Consider the following 20012-nt stretch of genomic DNA (forward strand, 5'->3'; position numbering starts at 1 on the left):
GGAATGAAGCTCAGCGTCATCGGTTGCGGATACCTCGGGGCCGTTCACGCGACCGCGATGGCCTCCCTCGGCCACGAGGTGGTCGGGATCGACGTCGACGAGAACCGGATCGCGATGCTCGCATCGGGGAAGGCTCCGTTCTTCGAGCCCGGTCTCGACGATCTCCTCACGAAAGCGCGTGACCGGGGAACGCTGACGTTCTCGACGGACTTCGCCGCCGCGTCCGACGCGACGGTGCATTTCGTCGCCGTCGGGACCCCGCAGCGCGCCGACGGTGACGGGGCGGATCTGCGCTACGTCGACAGCGCGATCGCGTCGCTGACGGCGGTGCTCTCCCCCGGCGACCTCGTGGTCGGTAAGTCCACCGTCCCAGTGGGTACCGCCCGGCGGCTCGCGGACGCGATCCGACCGACCGGCGCACGGTTGGTCTGGAATCCGGAGTTCCTCCGCGAGGGCTTCGCCATCCAGGACACCCTCGAGCCCGACCGCCTCGTCTACGGCGTCGAGAGCGACGACCTCTCGTCCGCTGACGTCGCCGTACTCGACGAGATCTATCGGCCGGCGATCGACGCAGGCACCCCCCGCGTCGTCACCGACTACGCCACAGCAGAGCTCGTCAAGGTCTCGGCGAACGCCTTCCTGGCCACCAAGATCTCCTTCATCAACGCGATGGCCGAGATCGCCGAGGTCACGGGTGCGGATGTCACCCAGCTCGCCGATGCGATCGGCTTCGATGCCCGCATCGGCCGTCGATTCCTGAACGCCGGTATCGGATTCGGCGGCGGATGCCTGCCCAAGGACATCCGCGCCTTCGCCGCGCGCGCCGAGGAGCTCGGCGTCGGTGAGTCGGTCCGTTTCCTCCACGAGGTCGACGCCATCAACCTGCGCCGTCGTCAGCACGTGGCGGATCTCGTTCTCGGCGCGCTCGATGGCCCCGCGGACGGTCGGCGAGTCGCGGTTCTCGGGCTTGCGTTCAAGCCCGACTCCGACGACACGCGCGATTCGCCGGCGCTCGACGTCGCCCGTCGTCTGCATGCGGCAGGCATCGAGGTGCGGGCGTTCGACCCCGCCGCCAATGAGACCGCGCGTCGAGTGGCCCCCGACCTCGCCTATGCCGATTCCGCGCTCGCTGCGATCGCCGATGCGGAGGTCGTCGTCGTGGCGACGGAGTGGCGCGAGTTCCGCGATCTCGACCCCGAGGCGGTGTCGTCCGCGACGTCCGCCAGGATCATCGTCGATGCGCGCAATTGCCTCGACCCCGAGGCCTGGCGTGCGGCCGGATGGACCTATCACGGCATGGGCCGGCCGTGAGCGCCCCGCGCGTCAGCATCGTCGTCCGGACGAAGGATCGACCCGACTTCCTCGCGCGCGCCCTCTCGAGCATCACGGGGCAGTCCTTCGAGGGTTGGGAGGCGATCGTCGTCAACGACGGCGGGAACCCCGAGAAGGTCGCCGCTCTCGTCGCCGGGCTGCCGCGTGCGGCCGATCGCGACCGCATCCGCGTCATCGACCACGACGAGTCCCGTGGACGTTGGGTCTCGGCGAACGCCGGAGTCCTCGCGGCCGCAGGCGAGTTCCTCGTCCTGCACGACGACGACGACTCCTGGCACCGAGACTTCCTGACACGGGCGGTGGAGTACCTGGATGCCCGTCCCGATCGCCAGGGTGTCGTCTCCCGCATCGAGATCGTCTGGGAGCGCGAGGAGAACGGGCACTTCGTCGTGGACGAGCGTGAAGAGTTCCAGGCGCAGCTCACCGCGCCCCTGCTCACGGACACCCTCCTCTTCAACCGCTTCGTTCCGATCGGTTTTCTCTACCGACGCTCCCTGCACGCGGAGCTCGGCCTGTACGACGAAAAGCTTCCCGTCGTCGGGGACTGGGACTTCAATCTCAAGGTGCTCTCCCGCGGTCCTCTGGAGTACCTCGGCGACCAGCCGCTGGCATACTGGCATCAGCGTCGGGGGGCGACGGGCAACGCGGCGAACAGTGTCGCCGGTGCCCGCAGCGATCACGCGAAGTACGACGCGAGCATCCGCGACGACGCCCTCCGGAGCTGGGTCGAGAGCAACGGCACGGGGCTCGTGCTGTATCTGACCAAGTTCATCGACCAGCGCTTCGTGGACGTCGAGAACGGGATCCGCGCAGAGATCGTCGCCTCGTCGTTCTGGCGCCGCGCCCTGCGTCGCGTGCGTCGCCGCTGACGGCGACTCAGGCCTTCAGGAAGTCCACGGCCTCGTCGATCGGTCCGTCGAAGACCTTCTTGCCCTTCGCGATCACGATCCCGCGAGAACACAGCTGCTTCACCATGTTGCTGTCGTGACTCACGACGAGCATCGTCACGCCCCGGCCGGTGAGCTCCTGGATCTTCTTCGCGCACTTGGCGCGGAACGGCGCATCACCGACGCTCAGCACCTCGTCGACGAGGAGCGTGTCGAGCTTCACGTGGATGGCCACGGAGAACGCCAGGCGCATGAACATGCCGGAGGAGTAGTGCTTGACCTCCTGATCGATGAAGTCGCCGATCTCCGAGAACGCGACGATGTCGTCGAACTTCTCGTCGGTCTCCTTGCGCGACATCCCGAGGATCGCCGCGTTCAGGTACACGTTCTCGCGTCCGGAGAGATCCGGATGGAATCCTGCGCCGACCTCGATGAGTCCGGCGACGCGACCACGGGTGAGGACCCGCCCCGAGTCCGGCTCGAGAACGCCGGACACCAGCTTGAGCGTGGTGGATTTGCCCGAACCGTTCATACCCAGGATCGCGACGGACTCGCCCTCGCCCACCTGGAAGCTGATGTCGTCGAGCGCGACGAAGTGGTCGGTGCCGACCTTCTTGCGCTGGATCCAGCCGATGAACGCCTCTTTGAAGGAGTGCGAATTGCGACGGAGGAAGAACTTCGATGCGCTCTCGACGATGATCGTGGGCGGCGTCGAGGTCTCGACAGTGATCAGATCTTGCATGTGCTCACAGGTCCTGGGCGAAGCTGCGCTCGAAGCGCCGGAAGACGGTCTGACCGACGACGAGCATGATCAGGCTGATCAGGCACGCCGCCAGCGCGTAAATCATGAAGTGCGGCGGGAGTCCGGGCGTCGACGACGCGGTCGGCGCCCAGAATCCCAGATGGAAGAACTCGACAGCCACGGTGAGCGGGTTCGACATGTAGATGTGGAACAGCCAGGGCGGCATCTTGTCGATCACGAGCGTCCACATGTAGAGAACCGGTGACGTCCACGTCGAGAACATGCGGATGATCTCCACCAGGTTCTGAGCGTCTCGGAAACGCACATTGATACCGCTGAAGAACAGTCCCAGGCCCGTCGCGAACACCAGGACCAGCAAGACCCCTCCGAGTACCGCTGCGATCCCGATCAGGGATGGCGTCCACCCCAGGAAGAGGCAGATCACCAGAAGCACGGCCACCTGAGGGAGGAAATGCACGAACGACACGATGATCGCCGCCACGGGGAAGAGTTCGCGCGGCAGATAGATCTTGCGCACCAGCGCCCCGTTGTCGACGATCGAGTTCGTCGCGTTGCCGAAGCCCTCGTTGAAGAGGTTGATGATGACGATCCCCGAGAACAGGTAGATCGCGAAGTTGTCCACATCCCGATGCGCGTTGAGGATGATCCCCATCACGAAGTAATAGACGGCGAACTGCGACAGCGGCTTGACGTACGACCAGGTCCATCCGAGTACCGAATTGCGGTAACGCGTAGCCGTCGCCTTGCGCACCAGCAGCCGGAGAAGATAGCTACGCCGGAAGACGTCGATGACTCCGCGGCCACGTCCGGGGGACTGATACAAGTTCGCGTCGACCGTGCTCACCTGACTACCACCACGCCTCCTCGTCGCACGACCGGGCAGGCGTGCATAGCGCCTTCTATCGTAGACGGTCCGGCTGTGAGGAACCGGCACAACGGCGCTCCTCCACGCTGTGCCGCGCGCGAGAGACCTCAGCGAAGAGGAAGCGTCGCGCAGTTGTCCGCGGAGAGAACCATGGGGGTGAGTCCCGTGGGATCGCCGACTCTGGTGAACACCCCCGCCTTCGCGGAGTAGACCACGCTGTTGCAGCTGACCACGTTGCTGACCGTGCCCGCACGCGGTATCGACGCCGCGACAGCATCGGAGATCGTCACCGCGGCGCGCGGGAGTCCGAGATCATCCGCCGTCGTCCAGGAGCTCAGATAGATCAGTCGCCCGGCATCTGCCAGGTAGACCCGCCCGTCACCGGCAGTGGTCACGAGTCCGATATCGGTCCGGATGGGAGCACCCTTCGGGAGCGTCGCGAGGTCGGCGGGGGCCAGGGACACGAGGCGCGTCGGACCGGTGCCCCTCAAAGCCGCCAGAGTGCTCTGGTTCGCGACGTGGCGGAAAGTTCCCCCGTCCGCGACGTACACCGCCGTGTCATTCGTCGCGCGGACGAAGAGCGGGCCTGCGGCATCGTCGCCGACCTTCAGCAGGGCGCACGTGCGACTGTCCGGAGTCACCGAGACGAAGCCACCGGACGAGGGTGTGCGGTACAGCATCCCCCCTGCGGTGAAGTAGGTCGCCGAATTGCACTCGACATAACGACCGAGGTTGGCGCGACCGGGGTACTGGGCGATCCACGGAGTCGGAACCGACTTGAGCACATTCGTCGACAGCCCCAGGCTCGTCACATTGCCGAAGACCGGGACGTAGATCAACTGGCCGTCCGAAGACGGCAGGAAAACACGGTCTGAGCCCGCCACGGTGATGAGCTGTCCGGGCACGAAGCGCGTCGGCCGTACCGAGAACTTCGCAAGATGAGTCGCCGGCATGGTCGCAGCGTAGAGCGAGGCGTTCTGTCCCCACGACGACATCGCAGCGGCGTTCTGATACGGCACGAGGTCATTGCCTTCGATCGCGAAGATGCGGGTATCGCCCCTCACGTTCGCCCGCGTCGTCATCTCGGGGCCGCTTCCAGGCCGCGTGAAGTCGTCGGAATCGAAGGTCGTGAGCGAGGCGCAGCTCCCCTTCCATTTCGCGACCAGATCACAGCTCGCGAAGCGATGGGTCTTTCCCCCGTTGAGATAGGCGACAGTGCCCGACGATCGGTCGCGGAGGAACAGTGAGGCGGCCCCCCCCTGACCGAGTGACGCGATATGGGCGTTCACCGTGGCCTCGGGATTGCCGTAGGCGGCCTTGTACTCCGGCCAGACATCGGCGGTGATGTGATACGCCGTGCCGTTGGAGATCGCGTAGATGTCCTTACCGACGTTGACGATGGGGCCGTCCGGGTACTTGATGCCCTGCGTCGACCCGAACCAGTCGGTGAAGTAGTTGTAGAAGTTGCGATTGCCGTAGGCGGAGCATCCGTCGCCGGTGCCGTATCCGGCACGGAGCGCAGCCGCGTTCGGCTGGTAGGGCGTGTAGTAGTAGAGCGCCGACGTCGCCTTGTTCGCGACGTACACCGGAGAGGATCCGCAGTTGGCGTTGGGGTTGTAGAGGATGTTCCAGGTCTTGCCCGGGGCGTACCACTGGAACCAGCGCCCCTCCATGTAGATCTGCATCTGACGCGCGGCGCCGTAGATCTGGTGGAAGAAGCCGATGTAGTTGGGGTCGCACGGAGCGGTGTCGGGGCAGCCCTGGCCCAGCGCGATGTTGTATCGCCATGCGCTCGGCCACGTGTGGGTGATGAGGCCCTGCTCCTTCTGGAGCATGACGATCAGAACCTGCGGGTTGATGTTGCACGCCTGCGAGACGCGATAGATGATCCGCGCCGCCGACTCGTTCGCAGCTCCCGAGTACCCGCTGCAGTACTGATCAGCCGGGCGCGTGACCGACGTGATCTTGAAGTCCTTGAGGCACACGATCGGCTTGCCGTTCTCGTCGGTGCCGCCCAGGCATCTCGACACCTTGCTGTTGAAGAACGCCTGGATCTGCGCCTCGGTCATCGTGCTCTTATTGGTGAACACGGCGTCGCTGATGATGTTTCCCGGATTGAAGCCCACGAGCGTGGACTTGACGATGCCGGATGCCGCAGGGTCTCCCACGATCTGTGAGACGGCGTTCGACACCGTCGTCGCCGCGGGGGCCGCGACAGGGGCAGCCGCGGATGCCGCACCGGCCGGGAGCACGGTTCCGGCGACAACAACGGTGACAGCGAGGAAACAAGTGAGGAGACGGGTGATCTTCCGGTTGTTTCGCGAGCGTGGGGCACGTCGAGACATGTGACCAGTGTGACGGAAGTCACGTGATGATGCCACTGTTACGGAATATCGGCTACCGCGTGTCGGCGTGTCCCTCCGATCCGAAGGCACCTCCCAGGCGCGGCCCCACCGTCACAGATCCGCGTGCAGACCCCACACGCGCTCGGCCGATCCGGCCCACGAGAACGCCCGCGAGCGGTCCGCCGCGAGCACCGAGAGTCGCGCTCCTTCGCCCCCGGTCGCGGTCTCGACCGCTTCGGCCAGGTCACCCGGGTCGACGAGCAGCCCGCCGTCGGCGAGCACGTCCCGGTGCGTTCCCGAGTCGACGCCCACCACCGGTACACCGAGACGCATCGCCTCCACCGCACGCCAGGGCCAGGCGGCGGTCGGACTGCTCGCGACGTAGGCAGCGGCTCCGGCGAGCACGGCGGCGCGGTCGGACGTGTCGAGGGCACCCCGGACGTGCACGCGCGACTCGGCCAGTCCCGCGGAGGACGCGATGTCGGAGTAGCGGGGCTCCGTCCCCTCCGCCGCATCCAGCACCACGGCGTGCGCCCCGGCCGCCAGCGCGCCGCGGAATCCGTCGGAGACCGAGTCCCAGGTGCCGTGCACGACGACGTAACGTTCGGGCAGGGAGAGCCCGCCGCGCCGCTCGGCGGCGTCGAACGGCGGAACGAAGCCTTCGGGCGCCGCCCCCGCGATCACGCGCACACGATCTCCGACACGGGCGATCTCCTGGATCCGTTGCGCGATCGTGTGCGTCGGCACGACGACCGCATCCGCATGTTTCGCGGCTCGGCGCAGCATCGCCTTCTGCCACGCGACCGCGGCGCGGGACAGGCTGTCCGGCGCGTCCCACGCCTCGAGACCCCAGACCGTCACGGTCGTCTGATCGTTGTCGTGGGTGCGGTCGTGCCGCACCAGCGGTGCCATCAGCGTCGGCGAATGGATCAGTCCTCCACCGGCGCCGGCGGCGATCCCGAGCTGCCACGACGCCGCCAGTTCCCGGCGGGCCAGTCCGAGGGTCCGCACCTCGGTGATGCCGGGGAGCGTCACCTCGCTGCCCGCGGCGACGATCGCTTCGACGTCGCACCCCGAGGGGGCTGTCGCGACGAGTCCGCGTGTGAGTTCGATCGCGGCGGCAGCGTGATCCGGGTCGACCACCTGCACGAGCTGATCCAGAACCACACGCAGTCGAGCACCCATGCGCTCAGAGTATCTCCGTCGACCGCTTCCGGCCCGGAGGACGCCGACGCGTCGCACGGACTGACAGCGTTCGCTCAGCATCCTCGCCCGCACCCCGCGTTCATGCTTGAATGCTCACGTGAGCGACGGGCGACTTCCACGACGGCGCCGATGGGTGGGGTGGACCGTCGGCATCGTCCTGACGCTCCTCGTCCTCGCCCTCGGCTGGGTGACGATTCGAGGGATCGGGGCGGTCGACAACCTGACGCACGTCGCCGAGCAGTCCTCGGATCTGAAAGCGGCGATCGCGGAGGGTGACCTCGACAGGGCCGCGGACGTGTCCGGCAGCATCGCCCGGCACGCGGCATCCGCGAACGACCTCACCTCCGACTTCGTGTGGCAGGGTTTCGCGGCCGTGCCGTTCGTCGGCCCCAACTTCCGCGCGGTGAGCGACATCGCCGCCATCGCCGACAGCGTAGGGACGGACGCGCTCACACCGCTGCTCGACGTCGCCGCCGAAGTCGATCTGGCGAGCCTCGGTCTCTCCGGAGGCGCGATCGACCTGGCCCCGTTCGCCACGATCCGAGAGCCGCTCGCGGAGGCCTCGAGCGTGCTCGAGGAGGCGCTCGCACGAGCGGAGGGCATCGATGCCGATGCCACGCTCCCTCCACTGGCGGATGCCGTGCGAGAAGTGCGTACCAACGTCACCGAGGCCGCGACCGTGGTCGGCACACTGAACGGCGCCGCGATCCTGCTCCCCACGATGCTCGGCGGCGAAGGCCCCCGCACCTACGTCCTCGCGATGCAGAACAACGCCGAACTCCGCTCGTCCGGCGGCATCATCGGGTCGATCGCCCTGTTGCGGGCCGAGAACGGCAGGATCTCCCTGGAGCGGCAAGCGTCCACTCTGGACTTCCCGCCGCTGACGGATCCGCTCCCCCTGAGCGACAGTACGATCGCCCTCTTCGAGGACGGCCCCGGCCGCTATCTGCAGAATCTGACGAGCATCCCGGACTTCGCCGAGGCCGGCCCCGCCATCGCCGCCCGCTGGGAGGGCGTGTTCGGTGGCCCGGTCGACGGGGTGATCGCGGTCGACACGGTCGTCGCGAAGCACCTGGTCGACGCGATCGGCGAGCTGAGCTTCGGTCCGTTCACCGCGACCTCGGAGAACGTGGTGAGCATTCTGCTCTCGGAGATCTACGCCGCGATCCCCGACCCGGTCGTCCAGGACCAGGTGTTCGCCCAGGCCGCGACCGGTCTCTTCGGCGCGGCACTCGCGGGCGGCGATCCCCGAGCGCTTCTGGGAGCGCTCGCGACATCGGCGGACGAGGGACGGGTCCGCATCTGGAGCGCGCACGAAGACGAGCAGAGCGTCCTCGCCGCCTCGACGGTCGGAGGCACGCTCCCGGTCGACACGGATGCCGGGACGCACGTCGGCGTCCTGATCAACGACACCACCGGCGGAAAGATGGACTTCTACGCGCACGCCACGGTCTCCACGGCGATCGGCAGCTGCGCGGGCACGCCGACGACGCAGGTGAGCGTGACGTGGACGAACGAGGCGCCGGCGGATGCCGCGACCGCTCTTCCCCCGTACGTCACGGGCGGTGGGAACTTCGGCGTCGACCCGGGCAGCACCCGCACTCTGCTCGCGATCTACGGCCCGGAGGGGGCGACGCTGTCGCGCGCCGATCGCGACGGCGAGGAGGAGCCCGTGCAGACCGCGCTCCTCGGGACGCGCTCGGTCGTGCAGCACGACGTCCTCCTGGCGCCGGGCGAGTCCACCACCGTCACCGTGCAATTCCAGGGAGACGGTGCAGGAGAGCGCATCGACTCGGTCGTGCAGACGCCCACGATCGATGCGCCGACGGCGACACGCGAAGAACTGCGCTGCACCTCGTGACTTTCTCCCCGGGATGGGGTACCGTCATCTCACTGGGGAATATCTGGGCTCTAAGAACCTGCCGTGGGGGCAGGGAGGGTCCACACAGTCGGATGCAGGGGTGTATCCGGGTGTGATTCCGCGTGAAATTCTGGGGAAACATCATGCTGAAGAAACTGGCTGCTATCAGCCTTGCCGCTGGCGTCATCATTCTCGCCGCGCCGACCGCCGCCTCCGCGGCGCCGTCCGACTCCTATGCCGACAAGCCGAGTGTGACGGTCAACGACCCGATCATCGACATCTGCGACGTCTCGACGATCGTCTTCGGGGCCGGATCGTTCCAGCCCTCCGAGGTCGTCGGCGTCTCCGTCTCCGGCCTCCGCGCCGAAGAGTCCGAGATCTCGGGCAACACCGCCGCTGCCGACGGTAGCCTCACGGTCTCGTTCCGCCCGCCGTCCGGCGGCTCCGGCGCGTATGCGATCACGTTCACGGGCGCGGGTGCCAATGCCGCGGCTCGAGCGGCATCGGTCGCCGGCATCGGCCAGTACACCGCCGTCATCACGGTCAGCGGCACGTCGAGCTGTGCCCACGACCCGAGCATCGCGGCTGCAGGCACCGAACTGCCGCTCTCGGGTGACGGTTCCATCGAACTCGCGCTCACCGGTGGAAGCATCTCGCCCTGGGTGATCGGCGGCGGTGCTGCGGCACTCGCGGTCGGCGGTGGCCTCGTGGTCATCGGAGCCGCCCGCCGCAAGCGCGCCTAGATCTGATCGCCGCCTCGTGCGGCGGTCGACTGGACGACGGTGATCCCTCCCCCTCCGATCACCGTCGTCTGGCGAATCCGGTGATACACCGGAAGCCCACGGCCTCCTCCACACTCTCCCGAGGAGGCCGTGGGCACATTCATGCCCGGGGCCGAACTTCCGCCGTCACCCTCCGCGTCAGGGAGCGGGAGTCGGCGTCGGCGTCGGCGGGTGAAGCGCCTGCTGGATCATCTCGTGGATGTAGGCGTAGTCCGGCTGGAACTCGTCGACACCCTGCTCCGGGGTGAGCTCGATCGTGTTCACCGGAAGCTCCTTGGCCTTCATCATCAGGTCGAAGAACTCCGGCAGCTTGTCCTGCGGAAGGTCCGTGCTGATCAGCGCCGTACCGGCCGCCGCCACCTCATTGAACCGGGTCAAGACGGTCTGTGGGGTGAACTGCGCGAGGATCGCCGCCTGCAGCTCACGCTGTCGCTTCATACGATCCCAGTCGCTGGTCGTGTACCGGGACCGCGCGTACCACTGCGCCGTGTCGCCGTCCATGTGCTGCGCGCCGGGCTCGATCCAGCCGATCGCCCACTCGTTCACGTCCGTCCCGTGCCACCCCTCGGGCGGTCCGCCCTTCGGCAGACGCTCCGTCACGGTGATGTCGACACCGCCGAGTGCGTCGACCAGATCGGCGAAGCCGTGCATGTCGACGAAGACGTAATAGGGGATCTTGATCCCCAGCACACCCTCCGCGGCATCCTTCGTCGCTTCGATGCCGGGCTCGGATCCCTGAGCCTGCGCATTCGGGTACAGACCCGTGCCGTTGTCATCGCGGCACACCTCGGCGGCGTTGCGGACGTGGTTCATCCATCCGTTCCACCCGCAGCTGGACGAACCGTGACCCTCGAATCCGTTCGGGTAGAGCTCCTGCATCGGGCTGCCCTCGCTGAACGGTGCATTCGGCAGCTCGCGCGGGATTCCGGTGATCGTCACCGCTCCGGTGTCGGCATTGACCGAGACCACCGAGATGCTGTCGAAGCGCATGGAGTCGCGGCCGTCACCGCTGTCGGCGCCGAGCAGCAGGATGTTGTAGTAGCCGTCGTCGGGCGGGAGGCTCGGTCCGCTCTGCCCGAAGATCGAGCTGATCGTGTTGCGGGTCGATCCCACGACCGTTGCCGCATAGGCCGCTCCCCCGCCGACGAGCCCCAGCAGGATCAGTGCGACGACCGGGATCGCGAACCGGGATGCCGTCGGCACCTTCACCAATCGCACCATGCGGAGCACGTCGAAGGTGAGCACGGCCCAGAGCACCACGTACACGACGAGGAGGATCTGCACGAGCGTGAGAATGAGAGCGGAGAACCATCCCGCGCCCACGGTCAGCCACAGCAGCACGGGGCGCGCGAAGAGCGCCAAACCCGCCGCGACGATCACGAGGAGCCAGGCGAGCAGGGTCGCCCGCAGACCGATGCGTCCCAGTCGACGGTTGCCCGCGACGATCTGAGCGGAACCGGGGATCAGCACGTTCAGCGCGACCAGCCACCAGCCGCGCTTCGCCATCGCCCCCTCGTCGGTGGAGTCCGGGTGCCGCATGGGCCGGGTCTCGATCAGCGGCCGCCCACCCGCCCGCGGTGGCGCGAGGGTCACAGGGAGTCCTTCAGCCGTTCGTTCTTGGCCTCGACCTGGGCCTCGAGCTCGCGGGCGTAGTCCTCGACGCGGTCGGCGAGAGCCTCATAAGCGGTCCCGAGGATCCGAGCGGCGAGCAGACCGGCGTTGCGCGCTCCCCCGATCGATACCGTGGCGACGGGGATGCCTGCGGGCATCTGCACGATCGACAGCAGCGAATCCATTCCGTCGAGGTAGGCGAGCGGCACGGGCACACCGACCACGGGCAACGGCGTCATCGAGGCGAGCATGCCCGGCAGATGGGCCGCGCCGCCGGCGCCGGCGATGATGACACGGATGCCACGGGCACGAGCCTCGCGGGCGTAGCTCATCAGCTTGTCCGGCGTGCGGTGCGCCGACACCACCTCGACCTCGTGCGCGATGCCGAAGTCGGTGAGCGCCTGGGACGCGTCGCTCATGACGCGCCAATCGGAGTCGGATCCCATGACGACGCCGACCAGGGGCGCGGCGGAGGAGTGCAGTGGCTCGGTCACCAGAACAGGCTACGGTCTGGTGCTGGAGATTGCCCCCACGGCACGCGGCCGAGCGGCACCCTCGTCCGGCGAATCAGGCGAAATGCGCGGCCGCGGCGCGCGCGACGTAGACCGCGTCGTCGAGATCGCTCGACGACACGTTCACGTGGCCGACCTTGCGCCCGGGCCGCGGATCCTTGCCATAGGTGTGGATCTTCGCCTCGGGGTGGGCGACCATCGCGCTCGCGAAGCGCTCCCCGAGCCCTCCCTCGGCGGGACCGCCGAGGATGTTCACCATGACCGACCACGGTGCGCGCGGGGCGGTGCTGCCGAGGGGGAGGTCGGCCACGGCGCGCAGATGCTGCTCGAACTGTCCGGTGACGGCGCCGTCCTGGCTCCAATGACCGCTGTTGTGGGGGCGCATGGCCAGCTCGTTCACGAGGATGCGCTCGTCGTCGGTCTCGAACAGCTCGACCGCGAGCATCCCCGTCACACCGAGGCCCTCGGCGATGCGGACGCCGATGCTCTCGGCCACCTCGACGAGGCGCTCGGCGGCCGCCGGTGCCGGCGCGATCACCTCGGCGCAGACGCCATCGCGCTGCACGGTCTCGACGACCGGATAGGCCGCGATCTCACCGCTCGGGCGGCGCGCCACCTGCTGCGCGAGTTCGCGCACGAAGGGCACCAGCTCCTCGACCAGCAGAGCTTCGCCCGCGGGCACGGCGGCGAACCAGTCGCGGGCGTCGCTCGCGGCACGGACGACGCGCACACCCTTGCCGTCGTACCCGCCGCGCGGCGTCTTGACGACGCCCTGGCCGTCGTGGGCGTCGAGGAAGGACTGCAGCTCCTGCTCGGAGGCGACCGCGGCCCAGTCGGGCTGGGGCACTCCGAGGTCCGCCAGGCGCGCGCGCATGACCAGCTTGTCCTGGGCGAACTGGAGGGCGTCGGGGCCCGGGTGCACGGCCACTCCATCGGCGACGAGGGCGCGCAGGATGTCCTGCGGCACGTGCTCGTGGTCGAAGGTGACGACGTCGACGTCGGCGACGAAGGCGCGCACGGTCTCGAGATCGTGATAATCGCCGACGGCGGTCGCGGCGAGCTGGGCCGACATCCCCTCGCCCTCGGCGAGCACTCGGAGATCGAGCCCCAGTTCGACCGCTGGAGCGATCATCATCCGAGCCAGCTGTCCGCCGCCGATCACGCCCACACGCAAAGCCATGTGCCGTCTCCCTTTCGTCTCGACCATTCTCGCGCATCGTCATCGATGCGGATGACATCTCGAGACCTCGGGCGCACGGTAGTGCGGGCGCGCGTCACGCGGATGCGAAGCCCTCGGTGCCGGTCTGGGCGTCGCGGTGGGCGAGGATCTGACTGACCTCGATCTGATCGGCCAGGGTCTCGTGCACGAGAGTGACGTTCGGCACGTTGACCAATCGCAGCGGAGCGTCGACACCGTTGGAGAGCGTGATCGTCCCCGTGCCCCACATCCGCTGCAGCGGTCCGCGGCGCACTCCGATCGTGTACCCGCGGGCGTGCGACATCTCGCGGCGGTTGCGCGCGCCCACACCGCCGTGGACGATCACCCGCCGGGTCGTCACCGTCGTCGAACGTGCGAGCCACACCGTGAACGGAATCACGACGAGCAGCAGCACCACGCCGCCGGCGGCGGACAGCAGCATCCAGTTCTCGAACGGCGCCGGAAGGTTGTCGTAGAAGTAGGCGGTCGCCCCGAAGGTGGCCACCAGCACGAGCGCGGACCAGAAGAGGCGACGGGCGTGACCGCGGAAGCGTGCGATCAGACGCTCCTCAGACGGCGCACCGGGCGGCGGCATCATCGGCCGACCGCTGAGCGTCACAGGCTGCGTCACCCCACCATTGTGCCCGTGATCTCCGACATCGACGCGCGGGCGGGCGGCGTGTCAGTCCGCGAGAGGGCGCACGTGCACGACGTCACCGGCGGAGATCGGATGATCCACCCCGCCGTGACGCACCACGAGACGCCCCTCGTCGTCGAGCTCGCGCGCGATGCCGTCGAGCGTCCGCTCCCCCGGCAACGACACCCGCACGGTGCGACCGAGGGTCGTGATGCGCTCCGTCGCCACATCGTGCAGGCCGCTGGAGACCGCGTCGTCGGCCTCGGCGAGAGCCGCGAGGTGCGCGTCGAATCCCCGGAGGTAGTCGGCGAGCAGCCGATCCTCATCGGCGGCGGCCCCCTCCACGGCGAACGATGTCGCGGTGGGCACGGGCAGCTGTTCCGCCGTCATGGCCGTGTTGACGCCGGCGCCGACGATGATCGCATCCGACGTCGCCTCGGCGAGGATGCCGCAGATCTTCCGCTCGTCGACGAGCACGTCGTTCGGCCATTTCACGCCCACCGCACGCGCGGGCAGCTGTGCGGCGACGGCATCCGCCATCGCGATCCCCGCGATCAGAGGGATCCAACCGCGGAGCGCCGGTTCCACCGAGACGCGCACGACGACCGAGATCGCCAGCGCCGCCCCGTCGGGAGCCGTCCAGACGCGATCCAGCCGTCCGCGACCGGCGGTCTGGTTCCGTGTGATCAGGGTCGACAGGTGCGGCCAGCCGAGCGGATCCTCGGCGAGCAACCGCAGATCGGCGTTCGTGGATGCCGACGCCGGCACGTACTCGATCCGGGGGGCGACGTCTCGCGCGAGCGGGAGATCCATGGTCAGATCTCCTCCTCGTCGCCCTCTTCGTCATCGTCGTCGAGATCCGGCCGCACGGCACCCATCTCGTGCGCCTCCCAGTCGTCCCACTTGGCCATGAGCTGTTCGATGCCCGCGTGGAACTTGGCCGTCGCGGCGCCCGGAGTCGTGTCACCGAAGTAGTGCTGCACCCACATGCGCAGACGCGCGATCGCCGCATCGTCGGCGCGGACCCGCTCGACCTCCGACACGATGTCGGCGGCGGCATCCGCGGTCAGCCACTCGCAGTCCGAGAGGTAGCCCGTGGTGTCGATCGAGGCGCGCTCGTCGACCGGACGCGTGATCATCAGGGGCTTGCCCGAGGCCAGACGGTCGTAGACCATCGCAGAGATGTCGACGACCGCGACATCGGCGGCCGACAGCTGCCACCCGAGCTCGGGGCCGTCGTCGTACACGTGCTGAGCGCGCGGGTCGGTGGCGTTCGCCGCGGCGATCGCGGCGATGATCCGACGGTGCGCCGCCCCGTACTCGTGGTCGACGACACCGCTGCGCGGGTGCGGCCGGTAGATGACGCGGTGCGATCCGGTCGCCAGGAGTGCCGACACCAGCCGCTCTCCGTGCGTGGCGATCGACCCGTAGTGCGCGCTCGGTCGGTCGCCCTCCCAGGTCGGCGCATAGAGCACCACGGTGCGGTCGTCCGGCGTGAAGGGGAGCTCACCCGAATAGTGATCGGCCTGCGGACGGCCGATCTCGATGGTGCGCCGATCGACGTCGTAGGCCCAGAGAGTGCGCGAGAGACGGTCACGCGCCGCCTGACCCGCCACCATCGCGTAGTCGTACGCCTTGTACTGGTTGGTGGTCATGTACATCTTGTCGGACTCGCCGTGGTTGATGAACACGTGCCACCGGCGTCCGTACCGGAACATCTGGAAGTTGCGGGTGTTCTGGTTGACGTACAGCACGATGCGGATGTCGTGCTGCGCGACGAACTTCTCGAGATTGCGCACGGTCGGCACGAACGCGACCGGAGGGGCGTCCTCGGCGAGCAGCTTCTCGGCGCCCGTCGCCTGCCGCGCGAGCACGACGACCGGCCAGCGCTTCGACAGCTCGGCGAGCGGCCGGTACCACTGCCGCATCTGGTACATGTTCACCGCACCGTCGGCGAAGTAGACGGCGATCTTGAAGTGCCCTTCGGGGAACTGCTCACTGACCGCGAGGCTGCGGCGCACGCGCTGCACGGCCGTCCTCGACGCGACCGCCCGCTTCAGCAGACGGTACGCCTTCTTCGCGTCGGAGATCGCACCCATCCCTCCAGGATACCGAGCCGGGAGCGGGGCCGAGATCTCGATCAGCGAACGTCCGACGCCCCATGACATGATCGACGGATGCAGCATGACGATTCGCACGCGCCGCCCGTCGGGGTCTCCTTCGTCATGCCCGTGCTGAACGAACGCGGGTATCTGGAGCACGCTGTGCAGTCCGTCCTCGCCCAGGATCTCGACGTTCCCGTCGAGCTGATCCTCGCCCTCGGGCCCTCGACCGACGGAACGACCGAGATCGCGAACCGACTGGCCGCCGACGACGAGCGCATCCGCCTCGTCGACAACCCCGCCGCGCACATCCCGGTGGGCCTGAACGCGGCGATCCGCGCGGGCCGGTACTCGACCGTGATCCGCGTCGACGCGCACTCGGAGCTCTCCCCCGGCTACGCCGCTCGTGCCATGCAGACCCTCGAGCGCACGGGCGCGTCCAACGTCGGCGGCGTGATGCACGCCGAGGGCCGCGCACCGTTCCAGAAGGCCGTCGCACGCCTCTACAACTCCCCCGTCGGCCTCGGAGGCGGCGCCTACCACGGCGGCGCGCACGAGGGGGAAGCAGAATCCGCGTACCTCGGCGTGATGCGCCGCGAGGTCCTCGACGAGGTCGGTCTCTTCGACGAGACGATCCGACGCGGCGAGGACTGGGAGCTCAACCTCCGCATCCGCCAGGCCGGTCATCGAGTGTGGTTCGACCCCACCCTCGCCGTCACGTACTGGCCCCGCGAGAGCTGGGTGCGCCTGGCGCGCCAGTTCCGCGCGACCGGCGCCTGGCGCGGAGAGCTCGTGCGGCGATTCGGGCGGCGCAACGGCATCCGCTTCTTCGCCCCGCCGGTTCTGGTGCTGCTCACGATCGTCGCGGTGATCGTCGGCATCCTGCAGCTCACCGGGGTGCTCAGCGGCCTCGCCTCACTCATCGCCTCGATCGTCTACGCCCCGCTCGCGGCCTACGCGCTGCTCGTCGTCGCCGTCGCCGCCGCACCGGGCGGTGGCGGCATCCGACAGCGGTTGTGGACGTTGCTCGTGCTGCCGACCATGCACCTGGCCTGGGGCTGGGGTTTCCTGGGCGGCGTTCTGCGTGGAGCCGGCGACACCGTCGATGCCTCCCGCCTGGGCACCCGCAACACTCCGCTGCCCTGACCTGCCCCGGCCATGGCGGGCCGAGGACCTGCGGCCGCGGGTCAGGCCGTCAGGAAGCCCTGGTCGAGGATGCGGTCGACGACGCGCTCGGCCGCTCGCCCGTCATCGCGAGCGTTGAACTGACGCCGCCATGCGTCGTAGCGCTCGGCGTACACCTGCTCGTGGTCGGGCGCGGCGAGCGCGCGCACGAGCTCGTCCTGACTCCCCACGAGCGGCCCGGGAGCCCGGGCGCCGAGATCGAAGTAGAACCCGCGCAGGGTTCCGCGGTAGTGCTCGATGTCGGGCACGAGGAAGTACATCGGCTTGCCGGTGACACTGAAATCGAACATCACCGAGGAGTAGTCGGTGATGAGGGCGTCAGCCGCCAGCAGCAGCTGGGCCGTCTCGGGATAGCCGGTCACATCGATCACGCGCGCGCCGGCGTGGTCGCGTCCGGAATCCAGCGTGCGGGAGTGCCCGCGCACGAGCACGACCGCATCGGTCTGCTCGGCCAACCGCTCGGCGTCGACGAAGTCGACCATCTCGGTGCGGTCGTCGCGCCACGTCGGCGCGTACAGCAGCACGCGCTCCTCGGCTCCGATGCCGAGCGCTGCGCGGATCACGGCCGGATCGGTGGTCGTGAGCGCGTCGTTGCGAGGGTATCCCTCGACCCAGATCGGACGCCCGAAGAACGCATACGCCTTCTTGAGGATGCGCTCGGCGTAGGTGTTCTGCGCGAGCAGCACGTCCCAGCGCCGTGATTCCTTGACGACGGCCGCCATCCGTCGCGGGTCGAATCCCGGACGATGCAGCGCGAGCCGCTTGAGCGGAGTCCCGTGCCAGGTCTGCAGCACCTTCTGGCCGGGCTTGCGGGCGAATCTCCGGCGCAGCCAGTCGTTCACGACGAGCAGGCGCGCCGCTCCCCGAGCGTGCCACCACTCGGGGCTTCCCTCGACCACGGCGATCGCCCCCTCCGGCACGGGGACCGAGAAGTCCACCACGCTCCAGTAGCGACGGACGTCGGGGGCGCGCTTCGCGATCTCGCGGTCGATCGCCTGCGGATTGCACCCGACGCTCCGGCCGTAGAAGCTCTCGAAGAACACCGCATTCTCCGTGCCGCCCGCCTGGGCGACGTAGCGCTCCTCGAGCGTCGCCTGCCCCTCGGCGGTCTCGTAGATGGGATCGATCGGCGCCGCGATGCGCACGGTGTCGCCGGTGACCTCGACGCGGAGCCCGGGCAGCAGCACCGGAGCGACGTCGATGTCGTCGAACGCGGTGTCGGCAACCGTCAAGCGATACTCGCCGGCGGGAAGCGGGAGTGCGGGGCCACCCCACCGGGCGGCCTGCAGCGCGAACACCGCCTTCCAGCTCTTCCCCCCACCCGACAGCCGGGCGTCGACCCGCGCACGCGGGCCGACCAGCTCGGCGTGCGCCGGGCGCGGTCCGGTTCCTGCGATGACCAGCGTCTGCGCCGACTCATCGATCCGGGCCGTTGTCATACTGCTCCCTTCGGTGCGCGGATTCCCCGCGCGCGGATCGCACCATAGACCCGCTCGGTGTTTCGGCCGTCGCGGAAGGCGTGCATCTCCGCGCTGAGCGTAGCGGAACGGGCGGCCCGCTCGGTGAACGCCGCCTCGTCGGACAGCAGCCCCTCGAGCTGCTCCAGCACATCCGGCCAGGAGGACGCGGCATCCGCACCCGCGACGTCGCGGAAGCGACCGTAGAAGCCGCGTGAGTGCGCGTACTCCTCCGCGTCGGGCGCGAGGAAGAGGACGGGCATCGCCAGGAGTCCGACGTCGTAGGCGAGAGACGAATAGTCGGTGATCAGCACGTCGACGGCAGGCAGCACCGGGGTCACGTCCGCGAGCACGGAGGAGCCGAGCATCCGCACCCGACGGCTCGGCAGAGGCGGGACGTACCCTCCTTCGCCGAGCGGATGCGATCGGATGATCAGGGTCGCATCGCGCTCTTCGAGCACTCGGACGATCCGCACCCAGTCGTCGGCCGAGGGGACGGCGGGGTCGGCCGCACCGTCGCGCCAGGTGGGCGCGTACAGCACCACGCGAGACGCTTCGGCCAGGCCTTCGAGCGCCGTGCGCAGTCGGGCGGATGCTCGTGCGCGACGCTCCTCCGGCGATCCCTCCGAGAGCACATCCACACGCGGCTCCCCGGTGACGACGACGCGGTCGCTCGGCAGCCCGAACGCCGACTCCAGGCGCCCGCGCGAGCGATCGGAGGCGGCCGGGAGCACGCGGATCCTCTGCGCGGCGGCCCGGTACAGGATCGCGATGGCCCGCCGCAGGATCGCGGACCCCGGGACGTTCGGAACCTGGGTCGTCGCCGGCGAGTCGAGTCCGATGCGCTTGAGGGGGATGCCGTGCCAGAGCTGGACGATGAACCCGCCCCCGTCGGCGTACCGGTTGATGTCGCCGAGACCGTGCGTGACGACGAGGACCCCGGCGCGTGCGGTCGCCCACCAGCCACGGATGCTCGATCGTCGGAGCGTGCGGATGCCGAGCGTCGCCGCCTCGTCGTCCTCCCGCTGCGATCGGGTCAGCCAGACCGCCTCGTGGCCCTGCGCGGTCGCGTAACGGTGGAGGGCGAGCGCGCCGTCACCGATCCCGGCACCGCATCCGAACACCCAACGATCGCCGCGCGGTACGACGAGCGTGCCGAGGCGCCCTGCGAGGGAGAGCGGGATCCTCAGCAGCTTGGCCGCATTGCCGGACCCGAAAGAGAAGGACGCCACCCCGCGAGCCTATCGCGGAGGTGGCGTCCTTCTCGGG

17 protein-coding genes are annotated in these 20012 nt (G+C 68.7%); 5 read left to right on the forward strand and 12 right to left on the reverse strand.

Going from position 1 to position 20012, the window contains the following annotated elements:
- The first annotated feature begins 3 nt into the window (after nt 1–3).
- Both KZC52_RS04720 and KZC52_RS04725 read left to right on the forward strand, forming a co-directional pair.
- The gene (locus tag KZC52_RS04720) at nt 4–1311 is read left to right on the forward strand and encodes a UDP-glucose dehydrogenase family protein (RefSeq protein WP_247622905.1); all 1308 of its coding nucleotides are present in this window, start codon (nt 4–6) and stop codon (nt 1309–1311) included.
- Nucleotides 1308–2201 (forward strand): glycosyltransferase family 2 protein, encoded by an 894-nt coding sequence (locus KZC52_RS04725; protein ID WP_247622906.1) that lies wholly within the window; start codon nt 1308–1310, stop codon nt 2199–2201. The genes KZC52_RS04720 and KZC52_RS04725 overlap by 4 nt, the downstream gene beginning before the upstream one ends.
- 7 nt (nt 2202–2208) lie before the next feature.
- Here the strand turns inward: KZC52_RS04725 and KZC52_RS04730 are convergent, their stop codons facing one another.
- The 4 genes from KZC52_RS04730 to KZC52_RS04745 form a co-directional block, all read right to left on the reverse strand.
- A complete protein-coding gene (locus tag KZC52_RS04730) occupies nt 2209–2961 on the reverse strand; it encodes an ABC transporter ATP-binding protein (protein ID WP_247622907.1) in 753 nt (250 codons plus the stop codon).
- Between the two features lie 4 nt (nt 2962–2965).
- Nucleotides 2966–3826 (reverse strand): ABC transporter permease, encoded by an 861-nt coding sequence (locus KZC52_RS04735; RefSeq protein WP_247622908.1) that lies wholly within the window; start codon nt 3824–3826, stop codon nt 2966–2968.
- Between the two features lie 128 nt (nt 3827–3954).
- Nucleotides 3955–6192 carry a hypothetical protein gene (locus tag KZC52_RS04740; protein ID WP_247622909.1) on the reverse strand — a complete coding sequence of 746 codons (2238 nt, stop codon included), beginning with the start codon at nt 6190–6192 and terminating at the stop codon, nt 3955–3957.
- 111 nt (nt 6193–6303) lie between these two features.
- Entirely contained in the window at nt 6304–7377 is a 1074-nt protein-coding gene (locus KZC52_RS04745; protein WP_247622910.1) for a glycosyltransferase, read from the reverse strand.
- Nucleotides 7378–7495: 118 nt separating this feature from the next.
- Here KZC52_RS04745 and KZC52_RS04750 point away from each other — a divergent pair, with 118 nt between their 5' ends.
- Nucleotides 7496–9259 carry a DUF4012 domain-containing protein gene (locus KZC52_RS04750; protein ID WP_247622911.1) on the forward strand — a complete coding sequence of 588 codons (1764 nt, stop codon included), beginning with the start codon at nt 7496–7498 and terminating at the stop codon, nt 9257–9259.
- Nucleotides 9260–9402: 143 nt separating this feature from the next.
- Nucleotides 9403–10002 carry an LAVTG motif-containing sortase-dependent surface protein gene (locus KZC52_RS04755; RefSeq protein ID WP_247622912.1) on the forward strand — a complete coding sequence of 200 codons (600 nt, stop codon included), beginning with the start codon at nt 9403–9405 and terminating at the stop codon, nt 10000–10002.
- A gap of 177 nt (nt 10003–10179) precedes the next feature.
- Here KZC52_RS04755 and KZC52_RS04760 read toward each other — a convergent pair whose 3' ends face one another.
- From KZC52_RS04760 to KZC52_RS04785, 6 genes are all read right to left on the reverse strand, one after another.
- Nucleotides 10180–11634 (reverse strand): LCP family protein, encoded by a 1455-nt coding sequence (locus KZC52_RS04760; RefSeq protein ID WP_247622913.1) that lies wholly within the window; start codon nt 11632–11634, stop codon nt 10180–10182.
- Nucleotides 11631–12098, reverse strand: a complete 468-nt coding sequence (purE, locus tag KZC52_RS04765; protein ID WP_247624705.1) for a 5-(carboxyamino)imidazole ribonucleotide mutase — start codon at nt 12096–12098, stop codon at nt 11631–11633. Before purE ends, KZC52_RS04760 begins: the two co-directional genes overlap by 4 nt.
- A gap of 121 nt (nt 12099–12219) precedes the next feature.
- Nucleotides 12220–13371 carry a 5-(carboxyamino)imidazole ribonucleotide synthase gene (locus KZC52_RS04770; RefSeq protein ID WP_308194247.1) on the reverse strand — a complete coding sequence of 384 codons (1152 nt, stop codon included), beginning with the start codon at nt 13369–13371 and terminating at the stop codon, nt 12220–12222.
- A gap of 67 nt (nt 13372–13438) precedes the next feature.
- Nucleotides 13439–13993, reverse strand: coding sequence for a PH domain-containing protein (locus KZC52_RS04775; RefSeq protein ID WP_247622915.1), 555 nt, complete (start codon nt 13991–13993; stop codon nt 13439–13441).
- Between the two features lie 51 nt (nt 13994–14044).
- Entirely contained in the window at nt 14045–14812 is a 768-nt protein-coding gene (locus KZC52_RS04780) for a biotin--[acetyl-CoA-carboxylase] ligase (RefSeq protein WP_247622916.1), read from the reverse strand.
- Nucleotides 14813–14814: 2 nt separating this feature from the next.
- Entirely contained in the window at nt 14815–16098 is a 1284-nt protein-coding gene (locus KZC52_RS04785) for a CDP-glycerol glycerophosphotransferase family protein (RefSeq protein WP_247622917.1), read from the reverse strand.
- A 78-nt stretch (nt 16099–16176) separates the two neighbouring features.
- Here KZC52_RS04785 and KZC52_RS04790 point away from each other — a divergent pair, with 78 nt between their 5' ends.
- On the forward strand, nt 16177–17247 hold the full coding sequence (locus KZC52_RS04790) for a glycosyltransferase family 2 protein (protein WP_247622918.1): 1071 nt from the start codon (nt 16177–16179) through the stop codon (nt 17245–17247).
- Between the two features lie 41 nt (nt 17248–17288).
- Here the strand turns inward: KZC52_RS04790 and KZC52_RS04795 are convergent, their stop codons facing one another.
- Together KZC52_RS04795 and KZC52_RS04800 are read right to left on the reverse strand one after the other, a co-directional pair.
- Entirely contained in the window at nt 17289–18725 is a 1437-nt protein-coding gene (locus KZC52_RS04795; protein ID WP_247622919.1) for a CDP-glycerol glycerophosphotransferase family protein, read from the reverse strand.
- On the reverse strand, nt 18722–19975 hold the full coding sequence (locus tag KZC52_RS04800; RefSeq protein WP_247622920.1) for a CDP-glycerol glycerophosphotransferase family protein: 1254 nt from the start codon (nt 19973–19975) through the stop codon (nt 18722–18724). Before KZC52_RS04800 ends, KZC52_RS04795 begins: the two co-directional genes overlap by 4 nt.
- Nucleotides 19976–20012: the final 37 nt, after the last annotated feature.

The sequence above is a fragment of the Microbacterium galbinum genome (genome assembly GCF_023091225.1).
Taxonomy (GTDB): Bacteria; Actinomycetota; Actinomycetes; order Actinomycetales; family Microbacteriaceae; genus Microbacterium; species Microbacterium galbinum.

Excerpts from the sequence above, each read along its gene's own strand:
- KZC52_RS04720 (WP_247622905.1), top strand. The coding sequence starts at position 4 with ATGAAGCTCAGCGTCATCGGTTGCGGATACCTCGGGGCCGTTCACGCG.
- KZC52_RS04730 (WP_247622907.1), bottom strand. The coding sequence starts at position 2,961 with ATGCAAGATCTGATCACTGTCGAGACCTCGACGCCGCCCACGATCATC.
- KZC52_RS04740 (WP_247622909.1), bottom strand. The coding sequence starts at position 6,192 with ATGTCTCGACGTGCCCCACGCTCGCGAAACAACCGGAAGATCACCCGT.
- KZC52_RS04745 (WP_247622910.1), bottom strand. The coding sequence starts at position 7,377 with ATGGGTGCTCGACTGCGTGTGGTTCTGGATCAGCTCGTGCAGGTGGTC.
- KZC52_RS04755 (WP_247622912.1), top strand. The coding sequence starts at position 9,403 with ATGCTGAAGAAACTGGCTGCTATCAGCCTTGCCGCTGGCGTCATCATT.
- purE (WP_247624705.1), bottom strand. The coding sequence starts at position 12,098 with ATGGGATCCGACTCCGATTGGCGCGTCATGAGCGACGCGTCCCAGGCG.
- KZC52_RS04770 (WP_308194247.1), bottom strand. The coding sequence starts at position 13,371 with ATGGTCGAGACGAAAGGGAGACGGCACATGGCTTTGCGTGTGGGCGTG.
- KZC52_RS04780 (WP_247622916.1), bottom strand. The coding sequence starts at position 14,812 with ATGGATCTCCCGCTCGCGCGAGACGTCGCCCCCCGGATCGAGTACGTG.
- KZC52_RS04785 (WP_247622917.1), bottom strand. The coding sequence starts at position 16,098 with ATGGGTGCGATCTCCGACGCGAAGAAGGCGTACCGTCTGCTGAAGCGG.
- KZC52_RS04790 (WP_247622918.1), top strand. The coding sequence starts at position 16,177 with ATGCAGCATGACGATTCGCACGCGCCGCCCGTCGGGGTCTCCTTCGTC.
- KZC52_RS04795 (WP_247622919.1), bottom strand. The coding sequence starts at position 18,725 with ATGACAACGGCCCGGATCGATGAGTCGGCGCAGACGCTGGTCATCGCA.